Origin of the sequence: Rhizobium sp. BK512, assembly GCF_014194915.1 — a bacterium.
Classification (GTDB): Bacteria; Pseudomonadota; Alphaproteobacteria; order Rhizobiales; family Rhizobiaceae; genus Rhizobium.
This window is the reverse complement of record NZ_JACIAS010000008.1, coordinates 334,296-351,918: the sequence shown is the minus strand read 5'-3', so window position 1 is coordinate 351,918 and position 17,623 is coordinate 334,296. Positions and strand designations below refer to the sequence as shown.

Here is a 17,623-nt window from a genome sequence, read left to right as displayed (position 1 = left end):
CGCTGCCGTCAGAGACGTCTTGCCGTGGTCAACGTGGCCGATCGTGCCAATGTTGACGTGCGGCTTGTTGCGCTCAAACTTACTCTTTGCCATTTGAATGCTTCCTGTGGACGTAAAATGGGTGACCCCGGCGAACCGGTTTAGTGCCGCCGTTTAAGGCTTTCGGCGAAATTGCGCAAGACTTAATTGCAGACGCCATTCTTGGCGTGCCAGCGCATATGGGAGATAATTCGCAACCCGCAAGGCGATTCGCCCGCACTCTCCCGAAAACGCCTGAAATCCAAGGCAAAATCGAGAGGTATTGCCGCTTCCGGCTTTATTGAGGCAGGTGCCGACCGGTGCTTCCGCGAGCGATGCCCGGATGCCTTTCAATACCGGCGGCGCAATGCCTGCCAACAAGATTAGCTTACATTTTACCAATTGATTTCACGGAACGGGAAAACTTTCATGATATCCCTCTAATATACGGAGGAACACTCAATGCAATCGGAGAGCTATAGCAACCACTATTCGGCATTCACGGAAGATCATCGTGCGTTCGGCTATCCGCGTGACGACGACGATACGGATACGAACACGAGCATCAAAAGGAACACGGGCCAGTCGTCGGTCTTCATCGCCGGCATTGCCATAGGGGTGCTCGGCTACTGGATGATCGGCAATTTCATGAACCTCGTTTTCGAGTTCTGAAAGCCGGCGCGATCCTGCGATGGTATCAGAGAAGTTGGAGCGGGTAGCGGGAATCGAACCCGCGTATTCAGCTTGGAAGGCTGCTGCTCTACCATTGAGCTATACCCGCGGGGTTGGTCCGATCCAATGACGAATGGTGGAGAGAGTTGGATTTGAACCAACGTAGGCTGAGCCAACGGATTTACAGTCCGTCCCCTTTAACCACTCGGGCATCTCTCCAGTTTTTCGTCCGGATCTTGAAGACCAAGTTTGTCAGACGTTGAAGCGTTGCCGCCCCGTCGTCTGCGCCGCGTATATGACCGGACGATTTCAGTCTGTCAACACGATGACAATGGAAAAGACAGGAAAAATTTCATCGCCTGTTGAAAGCCGGCACATGAAAGAAAGCCTATGCGGCAACAGGCGCCATCGTTATAAAGCCGCATGAGCAAAGATAACAAATCCGGCGACAAGCCCGCCAACGACAAGTCCGCAAAGGACACGCATTACGCAACCTTGCGACGCGCGCATCGCGACGGCAAGCGCGAACGCGGTGAAATCCCGACACCCGCGCCACAGAAACGCAAGCGTGGTGGAGACGACTGGAAACCGCCCGCATTGGCTCCCGACCAGGTCTTCCTCTACGGCCTTCATACCGTTCGCGCCGCGCTCGAAAACCCTGAACGCAAGAACATCAAGCTGTCGGTGACACAGAATGCTCTGGCACGGCTGGAGATCGATCCGGATACGATCGGCATCCCGCTCGAAATGGTTTCTCCTCAAGATATCGACAAGGTGCTCGGCCCGGAGGCGATCCATCAGGGGGTAATGCTCGAAACACGCCCCCTGCCCGTCCGACGATTGGAAGCACTGAAAAACAGCCCATTGCTTCTCGTGCTCGATCAGGTGACCGATCCGCACAATGTCGGCGCCATCATGCGTTCGGCCGTCGCCTTCAATGCAGGTGCCGTTATCACCACCCAGAGACACAGCCCCACCGAATCGGGCGTGCTCGCCAAATCGGCTTCCGGCGCGCTGGAGCTCATACCTTATATACAGATCACCAATCTCTCGGATGCGCTCGGCGAGTTGCACAAGCTCGGCTTCTTCACGATCGGGCTCGATTCGGAAGGACCGGCAGCGCTAGAAGGCACTTTTTCGGGCGACAGAATCGCGCTGGTTCTCGGCTCGGAAGGTAAGGGCCTGCGGCAGAAGACGCGGGAGACGGTCAACGCGCTCGCACGGCTCGATATGCCCGGCGCCATCAAATCGCTGAACGTATCGAATGCCGCGGCGATTGCCCTTTATGCGGCAAGGCTGCACGTGAAAGCGTAGGCGGCAGCCGACGGGTTTCCGTTGTATCACGCGCAGTCAATTGAGAGCGGAGGCCTGCTTGGCGGCCATCGCGGTTGAACACCTGCCCTCATGGTCCATATTGGGCCTTGGAAAGAGCGCGCCGGTCGCTAAGATCGGCGACGCATTTTACCCTCGGGGCGTCGGTAAAAAGGAAATCCGCATTATGGCATTTCGACCGCTGATCTTCGGCGTTCTCTTCATCGCGGTCTTCGTCATGGTCATTTTGAGCATCATCTGGGTGGACAAGTCGCACCCTATCCGCCAGCCCGATCCCCTGGCACCATCGACGACGCCATCCAATCCTCCTCCATCCGTGCAATAGCAGATCCGGAACCGGTAAAGCGGTCAGACGTTAATCCCCGCAGACAAACAGGGATTCAATGTCCATGCGCCTGATGATTGCCGTCGTTGTCGTCATGATTGCCTCCGTTCTCAGCATCGCAATGATGTCACCGTCCGGTGCGGGGCAGACCGGCAACGGGACGAAGATCGAATCGAGCGTGAACGAACCCGCGCAAAAGTGACTGCGCATCGCCTCATCGGACAAGGCGCAGACAATGCGTCTGAACCGATCAAGCAAAAATCCCGCCGCGAGAAATTGCGGCGGGATTTTTCTGGAGCTGGAATTACTTTCTCGGTTAGCGATCAGCTCCGGTAGAGCCAATAGGGTCCACCATGGTGGCGCCGCCACTCGTGACGCTCGCGCCAACGCTCTTCCCGCCATGGGTTCCAGCGGCGTTCATAGCCCCAGGCCGGGCGCCAGTAGCGACGCTCACGCCACTCACGGCGCTCTCGCCAGTCACGGCGATCGCCCCAATCGCGATCACCCCGATCGCGGTCACCCCAATCCCGATCGCCGCCGCGGACCTGGATAATATCGCCCTGTTGAGCGACTTCCGAACGGTCGAGAGGGATGGCCGCAGCCGGGGCTACAGCGGAAAACAAAGTACCGGCCGAAAGGGCGGCTGCTAGGAGAAGACTGGAGATCCTCATGGCTCACTTCCTCGTTTCTGATGAAGCGAGAATGGCCTGATGCCCCTGAATTGCTGCTGAAGCGAGCCTTCAGTCTCCGTTCATGTAGTGGAATGGCCTTTTAAAGCCGGTGCCCCCGCGCTTGTTTGTTGATAGGCCGCCGTTAGAAGCTGTTGAAGCGAAATGGAGCGGTCAATTGTGCGCCACGCCCCTTGCCTATGTCCGGTATAGCGACATTTTCCATTCCGGTGCGTTGTCAGGGAAGGTGATCATGAAGAGTAGGCTCCGGACACTCATAGTTAGCGCCGCACTGATCGGCGTGAGCATACTCGCTTCGTCCTGCACGACACACCCGGCTACAAATCGCCCCGATTTCCAATATCAGCCCAGGACTTCCGTCAATCCCGCCTGCGGACACGGGTTCAGGCCCACCAACGCGCTGTCTTGCAGCTACTGAAGTGTTCAAGTCGCATCGCGAAACTTGACGCCAGTACCGTTTCCGTTCGAATCGATAAAGCAGGGCCACCTGCGACCACATCCCTCGTTCCTGAGGAATCACAGCTGCATCGGCGAAAGCCCGGAAAACACGGTAACCCTCGAAATAATTTGCGCACAAAAAAACCGCCTCAGACGGGCGGGTTCTGATTAAGCGCTTGATATCGCTTGCGATTGTATGGTGCCCCCGGCAGGGTTCGAACCCGCGACCCCCTGATTACAAATCAGGTGCTCTACCAACTGAGCTACAAGGGCAATGCGTGCGAAGTAGCAGATTCTGATCTTTTGTAAAGAAAATTTGCCCTTTCCGGCTGTCCATTGACGCTATCCACAGCGGCTGCCGATCAATGCACTGGTTGGGAAAAGCCTGCGAGGCTTGGATATGGACCTGTTGGTCCTTCGAATCGTCCGGCGATTTACGGGAGCCCAAGATCATCCGAACTTCGCCCGCAACGCAAAACGTCTTGTCGTACAAGCCCTTTATCCTTTAGCTAGAGCAGCATAACAAAGGGCATTGCATGGGCCGTTCATTTCAGACGCTTTCTTTTATCGCCTCGCCGACCACGGAAGCACTCGCCGCGCGAGACGAATTGATTCGCCTTTATGGCGACGTGCCTGCGAACGAGGCCGATGTCATCGTTGCGCTCGGCGGCGACGGCTTCATGCTTCAGACGCTGCACAGCACGATGAACAGCGGCAAACTCGTCTACGGCATGAATTGCGGCTCGGTCGGCTTTCTTATGAACGACTACAAGACTTCCGACCTGCATGACCGCATCTGTGCCGCTGTCGAGAATGCCTTTCATCCGCTGAAGATGACGACATCCAATGCCGACGGCAGCAAGTCCTCGGCGCTTGCAATCAACGAGGTCTATCTTTTCCGGCAATCCTATCAGGCAGCGAAGCTCAGGGTGGAAATCGACGGACACGTGCGATTGGAGGAATTAATCTGCGATGGGTTGATGGTGGCAACGCCCGCGGGCTCGACGGCCTACAATCTTTCTGCCCACGGCCCGATCCTGCCGCTTGACGCGCCTCTTCTCGCCATGACGCCCGTGAGCGCCTTTCGGCCGCGGCGCTGGCGCGGAGCGCTGCTTCCCAACCGGGTAACCGTCGACATCCATATTTTGGAAGCCGAGAAGCGGCCGGTGAACGCGGTCGCAGACAATACGGAGATCAAATCCATACTCCAGGTGCGCATCGCCCAGTCCGAAGATATGACGGCACGCATCCTTTCCGATCCTGACCGCTCTTGGTCCGACCGGATTCTGGCAGAACAGTTCGAGGATTGAAATGATGGCGATGCGGCAAGCAGTGATAATGGCACTCCTCGTTTCGGGATGGTCGGTCGCCGCCGAGGCGGAGACCGTTCATGACGATATCCTACCGGCCTCGATCATCTTCGCGACCAGTACCGGCTATTGGGAAGATGACGGCAATTCGCTGCCGGTGGAACGTGCCCCGACAACCACGCAAAGCGTCAGCGCACAAAATGTGAGCGGCGAGGCTGCCAAGCCGGAGCAGCGGCACGGCTATTACAAGCTTTTTGCCGTGCGTCAGGCGGACAAGACCTCAAGGGTCTTTCTGCAGCAGATCGCGCAGATAGACGACGGACCTGCCATTCTCTCGACGGTCGAACTGCAGGAAATCAGCGATCTCAAGCCCTATATCACTGACATCCGGCCCGAAAATTCGAGCGGCTTCATCAAGGAACCTGGCCTTTTCGCCACCGTCTATCTGAAGACCGATCCGGCTGCCGAGCCCGACGGCTGGACAGTGGTGATCGACGAGTTTGGGGACATTACCGTGGAGAAGGCGACCAACTGAGCGCCAGGGGCCTATTCATCGGGGCTAAGCCATGAAACTCGGCTTTCGCGAAGGTGTTCTCTACGACGAGACGCGGCCGGACTGGGACGAGACGGGCCCAAGACCTGTTCGCTGGTCTCTCTGGTATCCGGCAGCCGCGGGGTCGATCGAAACCGAAATCTCGGGACGAAGCTGGTTCCGAAGGACCGCGGTCGCCCGCGATGCACCCGTTCAGCCGACGACCAAGCCCTACCCGCTGGTCCTGCTGTCGCATGGCACCGGCGGCTCGGCCGCAGGGTTGGAATGGCTCGCTCGCCGCCTGGTCAATCGTGGATTTATCGCTGTCGGTGTCAACCACCACGGCAATACCGGCGGCGAAGCCTATCGCGCCGAGGGCTTCGCCTGCCTTTGGGAGCGCGCGCCCGATCTGAGCCTCATGCTCGATCGCCGAAAAGACTGGCAGGGTGATCTTGCCGGGCATATCGATAGCAGGAGCGTATTCGCCGCCGGCTTTTCAGCAGGAGCCTATACGGTGATGCTGCTCCTCGGCGCAGTCGCGCAATTCTCACAATTCGAACAATCCAGATTGAAGCCTGGGGGCCCGCGTGGGCCGAGGGAATTTCCTGACCTCGCCGATCATATTCCGTCGCTGCTTCGCACGAGTAAGGCATTTCGCGATTCATGGTCGCGGATGTCGCGATCCTATCGCGATGACAGGATCAAGGCCGCGCTGATCTGCGCGCCCGGTCGATCTATCCGCGGCTTCAGCGAACAGAGCCTGAAAGCCATCGATAAGCCTGCCCTCATTCTGGTTGGTGATGCCGACAACACGGCCCCAGTCGAAGAATGTTCGTCATGGCTGCATGCGCAGCTTGATCGCAGCACCTTCAAGATACTCCAGGGCGGTCTTGGGCATTATATCTTCGTGCCCGAGGGGACGGCATTGGGGCTTTCCTTCGCAGAGCATCTCTTCACCGACCCGGCGGGCGTAGAACGTGCTGACGTCCACGAGGAGATTGCCGAACTATCGGGTGTGTTCTTTCACGCAATAGACATTCCAGTGGACACCTGAAAAAGAAAAGCCCCGTTTCCGGGGCTTCTATCCAAGGTCTGTCTTCACCGCTCAGTCGACGTCGTCGACGACCGCATCGGCTGCCCCGCTGATGCGGTGAGCGAGTGCTGCTTCCATGAACTCGTTCAGATCGCCATCGAGCACGTCATCGGGAGCGGTGCTCGCAACGCCGGTGCGCAAGTCCTTGACGAGCTGGTAGGGCTGCAGAACGTAGGAGCGGATCTGGTGGCCCCAGCCGATATCCGTCTTGGAAGCGGCTTCGGCGTTGGCGGCGTCCTCGCGTTTCTTCAGCTCCGCTTCGTACATGCGGGCGCGCAGCATGTCCCAGGCCTTGGCGCGATTCTTGTGCTGCGAACGCTCCTGCTGGCACTGCACGACGATGCCTGTCGGTATATGCGTGATACGCACGGCCGAGTCTGTCGTGTTGACGTGCTGGCCGCCAGCGCCGGACGAACGGTAGGTGTCGATACGGCAATCACTTTCGTTGATCTCGATCTGGATCGAGTCATCAACGACGGGGTAGACCCAAATCGACGAGAAGGAGGTGTGGCGACGCGCATTGCTGTCGTAAGGCGAGATGCGCACCAGACGGTGCACGCCCGATTCGGTCTTCAGCCAGCCATAGGCGTTGTGGCCCTTTACGAGCAGCGTTGCGGACTTGATGCCGGCCTCTTCGCCGTCATGCACTTCCAAAAGCTCGACCTTGAAGCGCTGGCGCTCGGCCCAGCGAGTGTACATGCGCAGAAGCATGTTCGCCCAGTCCTGGCTTTCCGTGCCGCCTGCGCCGGAATGGACTTCCAGATAGGTGTCGTTGCCATCGGCCTCGCCTGACAGCATGGCTTCGACCTGTCGGCGGGCCGCCTCGGCCTGCAAGCTTTTCAGCGCGGCCTCAGCTTCCTTGACGATGCTTTCGTCGCCTTCTTCTTCCCCGAGATCGATGAGCTCGACATTGTCGGAAAGCTGCTGTTCCAGCGCCTTGACGCCATTGATGCCGTCATCGAGCTGCTGACGCTCGCGCATCAGCTTCTGGGCTTCCTGCGCATCGTTCCAGAGGTTGGGATCCTCTGCCTTGTTATTCAACCAGTCCAGTCGTCTTACCGCCTGGTCCCAGTCAAAGATGCCTCCTCAGCAGGGTGATAGCCTGCTTGGTTTCATCGACTACGTTCTGGATTTCCGCTCGCATTTTCCTGCTTCTTTGCTTCGGTATTCTGTGAGTGCCGGGGTATTCTGCAAGGCCCGTGACATAGAGACGCCCGCCGCGGATGTAAAGAGCCGTGGCGGGCGCAAAGGCAATCGGTCTCGATCAGAACAGGCCGGGTGTGTTGGTCTGGACCGCCTGGTTTGCCTGGGGCGACGTGCGCAGGATTTCTTCCGGCGCCATCGTGCCGTCCATGCCGATGACGGAGAAGCTGTCGGCCGGCCCGGTGCCCGGCTTGAAGGCTTCGATGATGGTGCCCGGCTCGCCATCGGCAGCAGCCATGCCGGTCTTGCGGTTGATCGCGATCATGTTCATGCCGGCCGGGACCACGAATTTGGATTCCGGCATGTCCTTGACTGCCGCCTGCATGAATTCATTGAAGATCGGTGCCGAGAGAACGCCACCCGTACCGCCGCGTCCGAGCGGTGCCGGCGTATCGAAGCCGAGATAGAGGCCCGCCACCAGATCCGGCGTGAAGCCGACGAACCAGGCGTCCTTTTCATCGTTGGTCGTACCGGTCTTGCCGGCGACGTCACGGCCGGAGAGATCGACCTTGCCAGCAGCCGTACCGCGCTGGATGACGCCCTGCATCATCGAGGTGATCTGGTAGGAGGTCATCGGATCGAGAACTTGCTCGCGGTTGTCGACGATGTTGGGTTCTTCCTGGTTCTGCCAGTCGCCGGCATTGCAGCCTTCGCAGAGACGCTCTTCATGCTTGAAGATCGTCTTGCCGTAACGGTCCTGGATGCGGTCGATCAGGGTCGGCTTGATCTGCTTGCCGCCATTGGCAATGACCGAGTAAGCCGAGACCATGCGCAGCACCGTCGTTTCGCCCGAGCCGAGCGACATGGCGAGCAGCGGCGGCATCTTGTCGTAGACGCCGAAGCGTTCGGCATATTCGGCAACGATATTCATGCCGAGGTCATTGGCGAGGCGCACCGTCATCAGGTTGCGCGAATTCTCGATACCGGAGCGCAGCGTCGAGGGGCCGCCGACTTCGCCGCCGTAGTTTTCCGGCTTCCAGACCTGACCGCCCGAAACGATCTCGATCGGCGCGTCCATGATGACCGAGGCCGGCGTGTAGCCGTTGTCCATGGCAGCGGCATAAACGAAGGGCTTGAAGGAGGACCCCGGCTGGCGCATCGCCTGCGTGGCGCGGTTGAATTCCGACTGCGCATAGGAGAAGCCGCCGACCATGGCAAGAACGCGGCCGGTCTTCGGATCCATGGCGACAAGACCACCCTGCACCTTTGGCGGCTGGCGCAGACGATAGGAGGTCGAATTGTCGCCGCCGAGGCGCTCGACGTAGACGACATCTCCGGCCGAGACGGCGCCGACCGGCGACTTCGTCGTCTTGCGGTCGCCGGCGGCGGAGCGGAATGCCCACTGCATATCCTTGGCTGCAATCGAACCACGCTCGCGTTGGGCTGCGACCTTGCCGCCGCCGTCCTTGGGCGGCTGAAGGCCGATATCGACGCTGTCACTGGAAACAGCGAGCACGACTGCCAGGCGCCATTCCGGCACGTCCGAGAGAGCGGGCACTTCGGCGAGCGCCGGACCCCAATCACCCGATATGCTGATCTGTTTGACCGGTCCATGGAAACCGCGACGCTCGTCGTAATTGGTCAGGCCGTCCTGCAGCGCCTTGCGCGCAAAGAGCTGCATCTGCGGATCGAGCGACGTGCGCACCGAGAGGCCGCCCTCGTAGAGCGACTTCTCGCCGTACTGGTCGATGAGCTGGCGACGGACAGCCTCGGCGAAATAATCGGAAGCAAAAAGAGACGGTCCGCTATTGCGGGCGGTGACGCCGAGCGGCTGCTTCTTGGCATCCTCGCCGTCGCTCTGGCTCACATAACCATTCTCGACCATGCGATCGATGACCCAGTTGCGGCGCTCAAGTGCTGCATCCGGATGGCGGAAGGGATGATAATTTGCCGGGCCCTTCGGCAGCGATGCAAGATAGGCAGATTCGGCGATCGTCAGTTCGGTGACGGACTTGTTGAAATAGGTGAGCGAGGCACTGCCGATACCGTAGGAGTTCAGACCGAAAAAGATCTCGTTGAGGTAAAGCTCGAGGATCTTGTCCTTGCTGTAGGCCTGCTCGATGCGGAAGGACAGGATCGCTTCCTTGATCTTGCGGTCGATCGTCTGATCGGAGGTCAGAAGGAAGTTCTTTGCGACCTGCTGGGTAATCGTCGATGCACCGACCGGGCGGCGGCCAGAGCCGAAATTCTGAAGGTTGACGAGGATGGCACGGCCAAGACCGGTCAGATCGACGCCGGGATGGTTGTAGAAGTTCTTGTCTTCGGCCGACAGGAAAGCAGCCTTGACGCGGTCCGGGATAGCCTGGATCGGCAGGAAGAGGCGCTTTTCCTTGGCGTATTCGGCCATGAGCGCACCGTTACCCGCGTGGACGCGGGTGGTGACCGGCGGGGCATAGCTGTTGAGCACAGCATAGTCAGGAAGATCCTTCGCGACATTCGCAATGTAGACGGCAACAACCGCCGCAGCGCCCAGGAACAGGACGCATGCTATCCCGAAGAAATATCCAAGAAGTCTAACCATATTTTTCAGCTACCGGTATTTCTAATCATTAGATCGGCGCAGCCGCACAATCGCACAGATCATGTCTCTTTGCACGTTGCGCGGCTTACTCCATGCGCGCTGGCGCTACAAGCCGATTTCGTCTCACTTGCGCGAAACATATAGATCGGAGTAACGGCGCGAATGTGAGCAAAATAGGGCCCGTCCTGCCACTTTCCGCTCCCCTTTCCGCAAGGGCTCCGGTTTAGGCGCGAGTGTCACTTCCAGGCAACGCCCGGTTTACCCGCCATTCGCCATCAGGCCCGTGCGGTAGCGCTTCACCGCATCGGCCAAGAGATCGGCCATCTTCAACCGCCAGGCATCATCGAGCAGACGTTTTTCGTCCTCAACATTGGAGAGGAAGCCGAGCTCGAGCAGGATCGACGGAACGTCCGGCGCCTGCAGCACCCGAAAGCCCGCGTGACGGTGCGGATTGTTGATCGTGCCAACCTGATCCTTGAAAGAGGCAAGCACGCTTTCGGCGAGCGAAATCGAAAAGGCCTGCGTCTCACGCCGCGTCAGGTCCAGCAGAATATCGGCGACCTCAGGCGGTTCGGTGGTCGTTTCCTTGCCGGCGATCTGGTCCGACAGGTTTTCGCGTTCGGCAAGATCGGCGGCGAGCTTATCCGAAGCCTTGTCTGAAATCGTGTAGACCGTCGCGCCGCGAATATCCTTCTGCTTCAGCGTATCTGCGTGCAGCGAAATGAAAAGGCCCGCATGGTTCTGCCGGGCAATCAGCACACGCTGCGAGAGCGACAGGAATTCGTCGTCGTCGCGCGTCAGGAAAGCCTTGATGCCCGGCTCCTTGTTCAGGCGATCAGCCAGCGCCTTGGCGAAGGCAAGCGTCACCTGCTTTTCCTCTGTCTTCGTATCGACGCCGATGGCGCCGGTGTCGATGCCGCCGTGGCCGGCATCGACGGCGATGACGAAATCACCGGGTGCAGCCTTTTCCGGCTGGGGAATGGCACTCGTCGTCTCCGCCCCATCCGCCTTGTCACTCCAGGACTGGGTCTTCACAAGCTCGGCGAATTTCTGCTTGTCGATCATCTCGGCATCGAGAACGAGCCTGTGACCATTGCCGCTCTCATCCGTCTGCACCTTGGCAAGGGCGAGTTGGACCGGGCGTGCCGCCGTCAACACGATGCGGGCGCTGCCTTCATCCATAGCGCCATAACGGATGTCCTTGAAGAGGCCGCGCGCCTCGAGATCTTTGGCCGGAAAGCCGAAAGCGGTTGCCGGCAGGTCGACGACGATGCGCTCAGGATTGGCAATATAATGGACGGAAAAACGGGGCTCGCGGTCGAAATCGATGACGATGCGGGTTCTGGCATCGTCGCCGACGATACGCGCTCCGTAGGCCAGCAAGGGATTCTTCGCGTCGGCGGCACTTCCAGGAACCGCGCAAAGCACTGCGAAGCCGAAAAGCCCCGCTGCAAAACCCAATTTTCGCCCTGCGGACAACTTCGCCGCGATCCGAAACCTCTTAAACAATAGCCCGCCACACCCTATTTACTCTGCGATGGACCTTACACCGTCCCCGCTGACGCCCGCTAGAGGCGAGCGCATACGCACCGACCCATGAATCGGGATCGTTTATCCCCGACAAGTTTATGCGATACGAAATCCATCAATATTATGGCACATTTGGCTTTTCCCTTGCTATTGTGACAGAGAAAACATACAACGAATTTTAGGGTAGAAGTGTTGACGGGATAGAGTCGCCGCAAGGCAGCCAGCCGGCCCCCGGACCTGGCGCCACAACCGGTAATCGTCCGCCGTCTAACGCATTTCCACTCGAGAACTGGATCCTGATTTTCCGGCTTCGCGCTGGGATTTCATCGGTGGATCAGCCACCACGCTCTCAGGGAGCAAACTCATCGGACCCGAAACGGGTCTTTGTCATTGTCGATCACGCTTGGTTGTTGATGGTTTCGCAGCAGGTTTTATCTGAAGTGTACAGGCCCCGGAACGAAATCGTTCCGGCTGCGGTCTGGCTGCTGCCTTCTCCCTCGCACCAATCGCGACTTTCATTATCCGGCGCGGCCACGGCGGACCGCATTCTTCCTGTGTCAACAGCAGTCGGGAATGCGCTCTCGCGGCCTCGCCGAGGAGCTCAGCTTACATGGCAGACAAAATGCTTATCGATGCGTCTCACGAGGAAGAGACGCGCGTCGTTGTCGTTCGCGGGAACCGCATAGAAGAATTTGACTTCGAGTCCCAGCACAAGAAGCAAATTCGCGGCAACATCTATCTTGCAAAGGTAACGAGGGTCGAACCCTCGCTGCAGGCAGCCTTCGTCGATTACGGCGGCAACCGGCACGGCTTCCTGGCCTTCGCCGAAATCCACCCTGATTATTACCAGATACCGCTGGCAGATCGCCAGGCCCTGCTTCGCGCCGAAGCGGAGGAGCATCGCCGCGACGAAGATGTCGAGCATGTCGAGACTGCCCCGCTCGTCGATCTCTCGACGCAGGATCAGCCCGATATCGGCATCGTTCCGGTCGAGCAGCCCGAGGCAGTTGCTGCAGAAGAAGTAGCTGCACCCGCCGAAGAGGCTGCACCCGTCGCCGAAGAAGCGCCGGCCAAGAAGCCCCGCGCCCGCCGCAGCCGCAAGAAGGCAGCCGAGCCGGTTACAGAAGAAGCAGCGGCGCCGGAAGCATCGGTCGTCGACAACGATGACGAAGGTTCGACCGGCGGCGAGATGGCTGCGATGGTTGAAACGGACACCATCTCCGAGGATGTCGACGTTTCCAAGCGTCGTCATGACGACGACGATGATGACGACGATCATGGCGAAGAGGAAGTCATCGAATCCGTCGGCGCCGAAGACGCGATGGAAGAGGTTCCGGATCGTGTTCAGCGCAAGCCGCGCAAGCAATACCGCATCCAGGAAGTCATCAAGCGCCGCCAGATCCTGCTGGTGCAGGTCGCCAAGGAAGAGCGCGGCAACAAGGGTGCTGCCCTCACCACCTATCTCTCGCTCGCAGGCCGCTATTCGGTTCTGATGCCGAACACGGCGCGCGGCGGCGGCATTTCCCGCAAGATCACCAACCCGCAGGACCGCAAGCGGCTGAAGGAAATCGCCCGCATGCTGGAAGTGCCGCAGGGCATGGGCGTGATCCTGCGCACGGCCGGTGCCAACCGTACCAAGGTCGAGGTCAAGCGCGACTTCGAATATCTGATGCGCCTGTGGGAGAACGTCCGCACGCTGACGCTCGCCTCGACGGCTCCCTGCCTCGTCTACGAGGAAGGTTCGCTCATCAAGCGCTCGATCCGTGACCTCTACAACAAGGATATCGGCGAGATCATCGTCTCCGGCGAAGAAGGCTATCGCGAAGCGAAAGACTTCATGAAGATGCTGATGCCGAGCCACGCCAAGGTGGTTCAGCCTTATCGCGATCTCCACCCGATTTTCTCGCGCTCCGGCATCGAGGCGCAGCTCGACCGCATGCTGCAGCCGCAGGTGACGCTGAAGTCCGGCGGCTACCTGATCATGAACCAGACGGAAGCGCTGGTTTCGATCGACGTCAACTCCGGCCGTTCGACCCGCGAACACTCGATCGAGGACACCGCCCTCCAGACGAACCTCGAAGCAGCGGACGAAGTCGCCCGCCAGCTTCGTCTGCGCGACCTTGCCGGTCTCATCGTCATCGACTTCATCGACATGGAAGAGAAGCGCAACAACCGCGCTGTCGAGAAGAAGCTGAAGGAATGCCTGAAGAACGACCGCGCCCGCATCCAGGTCGGCCGTATCTCGCATTTCGGCCTTCTGGAAATGTCGCGCCAGCGCATCCGCGCTTCCGTTCTTGAATCCACGACGCAGGTCTGCTCGCATTGCGGCGGCACCGGCCACGTTCGTTCGCAGTCTTCCGTTGCGCTTCATGTGCTGCGCGGCGTCGAGGAGTATCTGCTCAAGAACACGACGCACAATATCACCGTTCGCACGACGCCCGATATCGCGCTCTACCTGCTCAACCACAAGCGCCAGACGATCGTCGATTATGAAGCCCGCTTCGGTGTGGCGATCATCATCGATGCTGACGGTTCGGTCGGCGCGCAGCATTTCGCGATCGATCGCGGCGAGCCGGTCGAAAACCCTGTCAAGATCGAAAGCCTCTTCAACTTCGCAGCCATCCCCGATGACGATGATGACGATGTCGTTATCGAGCACGACGAGGAGGAAGACGAAGAGTTGGAAGAAAAGCCTGCCGCCGCCGAACGTCCTGCTGCCCGTGCAGAGGCCGAAGGCGAAGGTGGACGCAAGCGCAAGCGCCGCCGCCGTCGTCGCGGCCGCAACGGCAATGCCGAGCAGCAGGTTGCTGCAGATGCAGTTTCCGGCGAAGCTGACGATGGCGATGAGGGCGAGGACGAGGGCAGCGAGGGCGACAGTGATGCCGCCGAAGGTGCTGCGGAGGACCGCGCCGAAGGTGATGACTCCCAGCGCCGCAAGCGCCGCCGTCGCGGCAAGCGTGGCGGTCGTCGCAACCGTGGTGAGGAAGGCGCCGAGACGAGCGCTGCTTCCGAGGGCGGCGATGCCGACGAAGGCGATGATACCGCAGCCGAGGAAAGCGCGGAGACCGAAGCCGAAGTAATCGAAGTCGCCACGGTCGACGTTGTCGATGCTCAGCCGGCCATGGCGGCTATCGAAGGCAGCGAGAGCGTTGCCGAAGAGGTCAAGCCGGCACGTGGCCGTGGCCGCGGTCGCCGCAAGGCTGCTGCCGCGCCTTCGCCGGTCGAGGAGCCTGTGATCGAAGCGCCGGCTGTGGAAGCAGAAGCCGAGCCGGAAGTGACAGAAGCGTCTGCAGATCTTGCCGAGCCTGTTCAGGAAGAGGCCAAGCCGGCTCGCGCTAACCGCGGATCCAATATCTCGTCTTCCGAGCCGACGGTCACCTCGAACCGCACCGATAACGGTGAAGCCGAAGGTGAAGGCAAGCCGAAGAAGGCAGGCTGGTGGCAGCGCCGCGGCTTCTTCTGAAAGATGATTTTTGGCGATAAGTGACATGATCCGGCTGTGGCGACGCAGCCGGATTTTTTGTGCCACAGATGACGAATACTCAGCCTGTGGCCAAAGGGAAAAGGCTTAGAGTGTGCGGCCGAGCCAGACAGAGGCTTCCGATGCCGGGATGAGCGGCGGGATCAGACGCTCGAAGCCGCGGGAGGACCAGAAGCGCAGGCCGCTCTGGTTGTCGGCGTTGACGCCGAGGTGAATGCCGCGCACGCCTGCCTGACGCGCTTCAGATATCCACTGCTCCAGAAGACGGCTTCCGCCCCCCTGCCCCTGCAGGCGTGGCATCAGGTTCATATGGATATGAGCCGGGTAGGCCGTGACGATCTCAGCCCACATGGTGCGCGGATGATGGATCGCAAAGCTGCGGCGCTCGTCGGCCATCCATCCAGAGGGATCGCCGGCCGGATCGGCATATTGATCGCGCAGGGCGGGCCACCAGTCACGTTCAAGGCGCGTTTCGAAGGCGGCTGTATCGTAGGTGCCGACGATGTAGCCGGCGATTCCGAACGCATCCTCCGCAACGAGGGTCGCTTGCGGGTTGAGCACGACATAGGGCGCAGAATAGATATGGCCGATCAGGCGGCCATCACGGTAGAGGTGGCTCGCATCCTGACCGCCATTGCCGGTCGCAAGCGAAATGCCGTAGATCTGATCGAGATCGTCCCGCCGTGCGTTCCGAAACACCTGCATCAGGCCGCTGGCGGGTAAAGCAGATCGACGATGTAGCTGGCGTCGAAACGGGAATCGAGCATGCCGTAGGTCGACCGCCAGCCGCCCGCCAGACGGGTCTCGATGAAAGCGTCGGCAATGCGCCCTGCCCCGAGCCGATAGAGCTCGGCGGCGCCGGCAACGAGCGCCAGCTGCTCGACGAGCAGGCGGGCAGCGCCCTCATCCTGTTCGCAAAGCGCGATTGCGGCGCGCAGCACATCGATCGTCTTCTTTCCGGCCGGTCCAAGATCGCGCGCAAAACCTGCAAACACCGTCTCGAACAGATCCTTGCCGCGGTTCAGCACACGCAGCACATCGAGCGCCATGACGTTGCCCGAACCTTCCCAGATCGCATTGACCGGCGCTTCGCGGTAGTGGCGGGCGATCGGGCGTTCTTCGATGTAACCGCTGCCGCCGATGCATTCCATCGCCTCGTAGATCAGCGACGGGGCAATCTTGCAGCACCAGTATTTGGCGACCGGTGTCATGACGCGGGCATAGGCGGCATCTTCGGCATTGCCGCGCGCCTTGTCGAAGGCGTCGGCCAGGCGGAAGGAAAGAGCCGTGGCGGCGGCAACATCGAGCGCCATGTCGGCGAGCACGCGCGTCATGATCGGCTGGTTGACCAGCATCTTGCCGAAAACGCTGCGGCCGCGGGTGTGATGAACGGCTTCGGCCAGCGATGCGCGCATGATGCCCGAGGAGGCAAGCGCGCAATCGAGCCGCGTCAGCGTCACCATATCGAGGATAGTCCGGATGCCGGCATCAGGACCGCCGAGCAGGAAACCGAACGTATCAGTGAACTCCACTTCGGACGAAGCATTCGAGCGGTTGCCGACCTTGTCCTTCAGGCGCTGGAATTGCAGGCCGTTGGCGGAACCATCTTCCAGCAGCCGCGGCACTAGGAAGCAGCCCATGCCTTCCTTGGTCTGCGCCAGCATGATGAAGGCGTCGCTCATCGGCGCGGACATGAACCATTTATGGCCGGAGAGCCGGTAAATGCCTTCGCTCACCTTTTCCGCGGCGGTCTTGTTGGCCCGAACATCCGTGCCGCCCTGTTTCTCCGTCATGCCCATGCCGATCGTCACGGCGGACTTCTGCATGGCCGGACGGTTCGACGAGTCATATTTGCGCGACAGGATCTTGGGCGCCCAGTCCTTCTGCACCGCAGGCGAGGCCGAGAGAGCGGCAACGGATGCGCTCGTCATCGTCAACGGGCAAAGATGGCCGGATTCAAGCTGCGCCGTCAGGTAGAAACGGGCTGCGCGAATATGGTGGGCCTGATCCTTGGCCTCCGTATCGGCCTGCGGATCCCAGACGGAAGAATGCAGGCCGGATGCCATGGAACGGCGCATCAGCGCATGCCAGGCGGGGTGGAATTCGACGATATCAAGACGTTCGCCGCGCGGGCCATGGGTGCGAAGCTGCGGCGTGCCCTGGTTTGCCATGCGCGCCAGCTCCTGCGCTTCCGGCGAGGTCACGAAACGACCCATGTTTTCAAGGTCTTCACGGATGGTGCGCGGCAGCGTGGCAGTCAGATCGACGATCAGCGGATCGGATCTATAGGCATTGATTCCCGACCAGAGGCTTGGCTGGTTGAGTTCGGCGAGTTTGTCTTCAGTCCGGTTTGCGGAGGTCATTGTTCGCTTCTATTTCATGGACCCGGAAAAAGGAAACCGGAAGTTCGTGATTCGCAGATTTCTGCTCTACAGCGCCGCGCCTCTTTTCAGACGCGCAAAGGACGCTGTAGCACCTT

At 59.9% G+C, this 17,623-nt stretch carries 15 protein-coding genes and 3 tRNA genes; 8 read left to right on the top strand and 10 right to left on the bottom strand.

What is annotated here, in order from left to right; all coding sequences use genetic code 11:
- On the bottom strand, positions 1-93 hold a 93-nt coding region (locus FHX06_RS27485), incomplete at its 3' end, for a GTP-binding protein (RefSeq protein WP_018010120.1).
- Between the two features lie 387 nt (positions 94-480).
- Between FHX06_RS27485 and FHX06_RS27480 the strand changes: the two genes are divergently transcribed.
- Positions 481-690, top strand: a complete 210-nt coding sequence (locus tag FHX06_RS27480; protein ID WP_112544490.1) for a hypothetical protein — start codon at positions 481-483, stop codon at positions 688-690.
- A 35-nt stretch (positions 691-725) separates the two neighbouring features.
- Here FHX06_RS27480 and FHX06_RS27475 read toward each other — a convergent pair.
- Positions 726-799 (bottom strand) — tRNA-Gly (locus FHX06_RS27475).
- Positions 800-824: 25 nt separating this feature from the next.
- A tRNA-Tyr gene (locus tag FHX06_RS27470) sits at positions 825-909 on the bottom strand.
- 204 nt (positions 910-1,113) lie between these two features.
- Between FHX06_RS27470 and rlmB the strand changes: the two genes are divergently transcribed.
- The 3 genes from rlmB (at position 1,114) to FHX06_RS27455 (ending at position 2,549) form a co-directional block, all read left to right on the top strand.
- A complete protein-coding gene (gene rlmB / locus FHX06_RS27465; RefSeq protein WP_113212521.1) occupies positions 1,114-2,004 on the top strand; it encodes a 23S rRNA (guanosine(2251)-2'-O)-methyltransferase RlmB in 891 nt (296 codons plus the stop codon).
- A 58-nt stretch (positions 2,005-2,062) separates the two neighbouring features.
- The gene (locus FHX06_RS27460; protein ID WP_113146238.1) at positions 2,063-2,347 is read left to right on the top strand and encodes a hypothetical protein; all 285 of its coding nucleotides are present in this window, start codon (positions 2,063-2,065) and stop codon (positions 2,345-2,347) included.
- A 64-nt stretch (positions 2,348-2,411) separates the two neighbouring features.
- Positions 2,412-2,549 (top strand): hypothetical protein, encoded by a 138-nt coding sequence (locus FHX06_RS27455; protein WP_183881469.1) that lies wholly within the window; start codon positions 2,412-2,414, stop codon positions 2,547-2,549.
- Positions 2,550-2,670: 121 nt separating this feature from the next.
- Here FHX06_RS27455 and FHX06_RS27450 read toward each other — a convergent pair whose 3' ends face one another.
- Together FHX06_RS27450 and FHX06_RS27445 are read right to left on the bottom strand one after the other, a co-directional pair.
- A complete protein-coding gene (locus FHX06_RS27450; RefSeq protein ID WP_113212520.1) occupies positions 2,671-3,018 on the bottom strand; it encodes a hypothetical protein in 348 nt (115 codons plus the stop codon).
- Between the two features lie 653 nt (positions 3,019-3,671).
- A tRNA-Thr gene (locus tag FHX06_RS27445) sits at positions 3,672-3,747 on the bottom strand.
- A 263-nt stretch (positions 3,748-4,010) separates the two neighbouring features.
- Between FHX06_RS27445 and FHX06_RS27440 the strand changes: the two genes are divergently transcribed.
- From FHX06_RS27440 to FHX06_RS27430, 3 genes are read left to right on the top strand one after another with little or no spacing between them, the layout of a single operon-like run.
- A complete protein-coding gene (locus FHX06_RS27440) occupies positions 4,011-4,784 on the top strand; it encodes an NAD kinase (protein WP_112544494.1) in 774 nt (257 codons plus the stop codon).
- A 4-nt stretch (positions 4,785-4,788) separates the two neighbouring features.
- Positions 4,789-5,319 (top strand): hypothetical protein, encoded by a 531-nt coding sequence (locus FHX06_RS27435; protein ID WP_113212539.1) that lies wholly within the window; start codon positions 4,789-4,791, stop codon positions 5,317-5,319.
- A gap of 31 nt (positions 5,320-5,350) precedes the next feature.
- A complete protein-coding gene (locus tag FHX06_RS27430) occupies positions 5,351-6,370 on the top strand; it encodes an alpha/beta hydrolase family protein (protein WP_113212518.1) in 1,020 nt (339 codons plus the stop codon).
- A 51-nt stretch (positions 6,371-6,421) separates the two neighbouring features.
- On the opposite strand, the gene prfB is transcribed toward FHX06_RS27430, so the two are convergent.
- The 3 genes from prfB to FHX06_RS27415 form a co-directional block, all read right to left on the bottom strand.
- A protein-coding gene (gene prfB / locus FHX06_RS27425; protein WP_162710085.1) for a peptide chain release factor 2 occupies positions 6,422-7,553 on the bottom strand; the annotation gives its coding sequence in 2 pieces (ribosomal slippage) (positions 6,422-7,483 and positions 7,485-7,553; 1,131 coding nt in all).
- A 120-nt stretch (positions 7,554-7,673) separates the two neighbouring features.
- Positions 7,674-10,133, bottom strand: coding sequence for a penicillin-binding protein 1A (locus FHX06_RS27420; protein WP_113212517.1), 2,460 nt, complete (start codon positions 10,131-10,133; stop codon positions 7,674-7,676).
- Positions 10,134-10,391: 258 nt separating this feature from the next.
- Positions 10,392-11,642, bottom strand: a complete 1,251-nt coding sequence (locus FHX06_RS27415) for an N-acetylmuramoyl-L-alanine amidase (protein WP_113212516.1) — start codon at positions 11,640-11,642, stop codon at positions 10,392-10,394.
- Positions 11,643-12,273: 631 nt separating this feature from the next.
- Here FHX06_RS27415 and FHX06_RS27410 point away from each other — a divergent pair.
- Positions 12,274-15,126, top strand: a complete 2,853-nt coding sequence (locus tag FHX06_RS27410; RefSeq protein WP_113212515.1) for a ribonuclease E/G — start codon at positions 12,274-12,276, stop codon at positions 15,124-15,126.
- A gap of 105 nt (positions 15,127-15,231) precedes the next feature.
- Here the strand turns inward: FHX06_RS27410 and FHX06_RS27405 are convergent, their stop codons facing one another.
- Both FHX06_RS27405 and FHX06_RS27400 read right to left on the bottom strand, forming a co-directional pair.
- A complete protein-coding gene (locus FHX06_RS27405) occupies positions 15,232-15,849 on the bottom strand; it encodes a GNAT family N-acetyltransferase (RefSeq protein WP_183881467.1) in 618 nt (205 codons plus the stop codon).
- Positions 15,849-17,507 (bottom strand): acyl-CoA dehydrogenase family protein, encoded by a 1,659-nt coding sequence (locus tag FHX06_RS27400; protein ID WP_112544500.1) that lies wholly within the window; start codon positions 17,505-17,507, stop codon positions 15,849-15,851. Before FHX06_RS27400 ends, FHX06_RS27405 begins: the two co-directional genes overlap by 1 nt.
- Positions 17,508-17,623 lie beyond the last annotated feature (116 nt).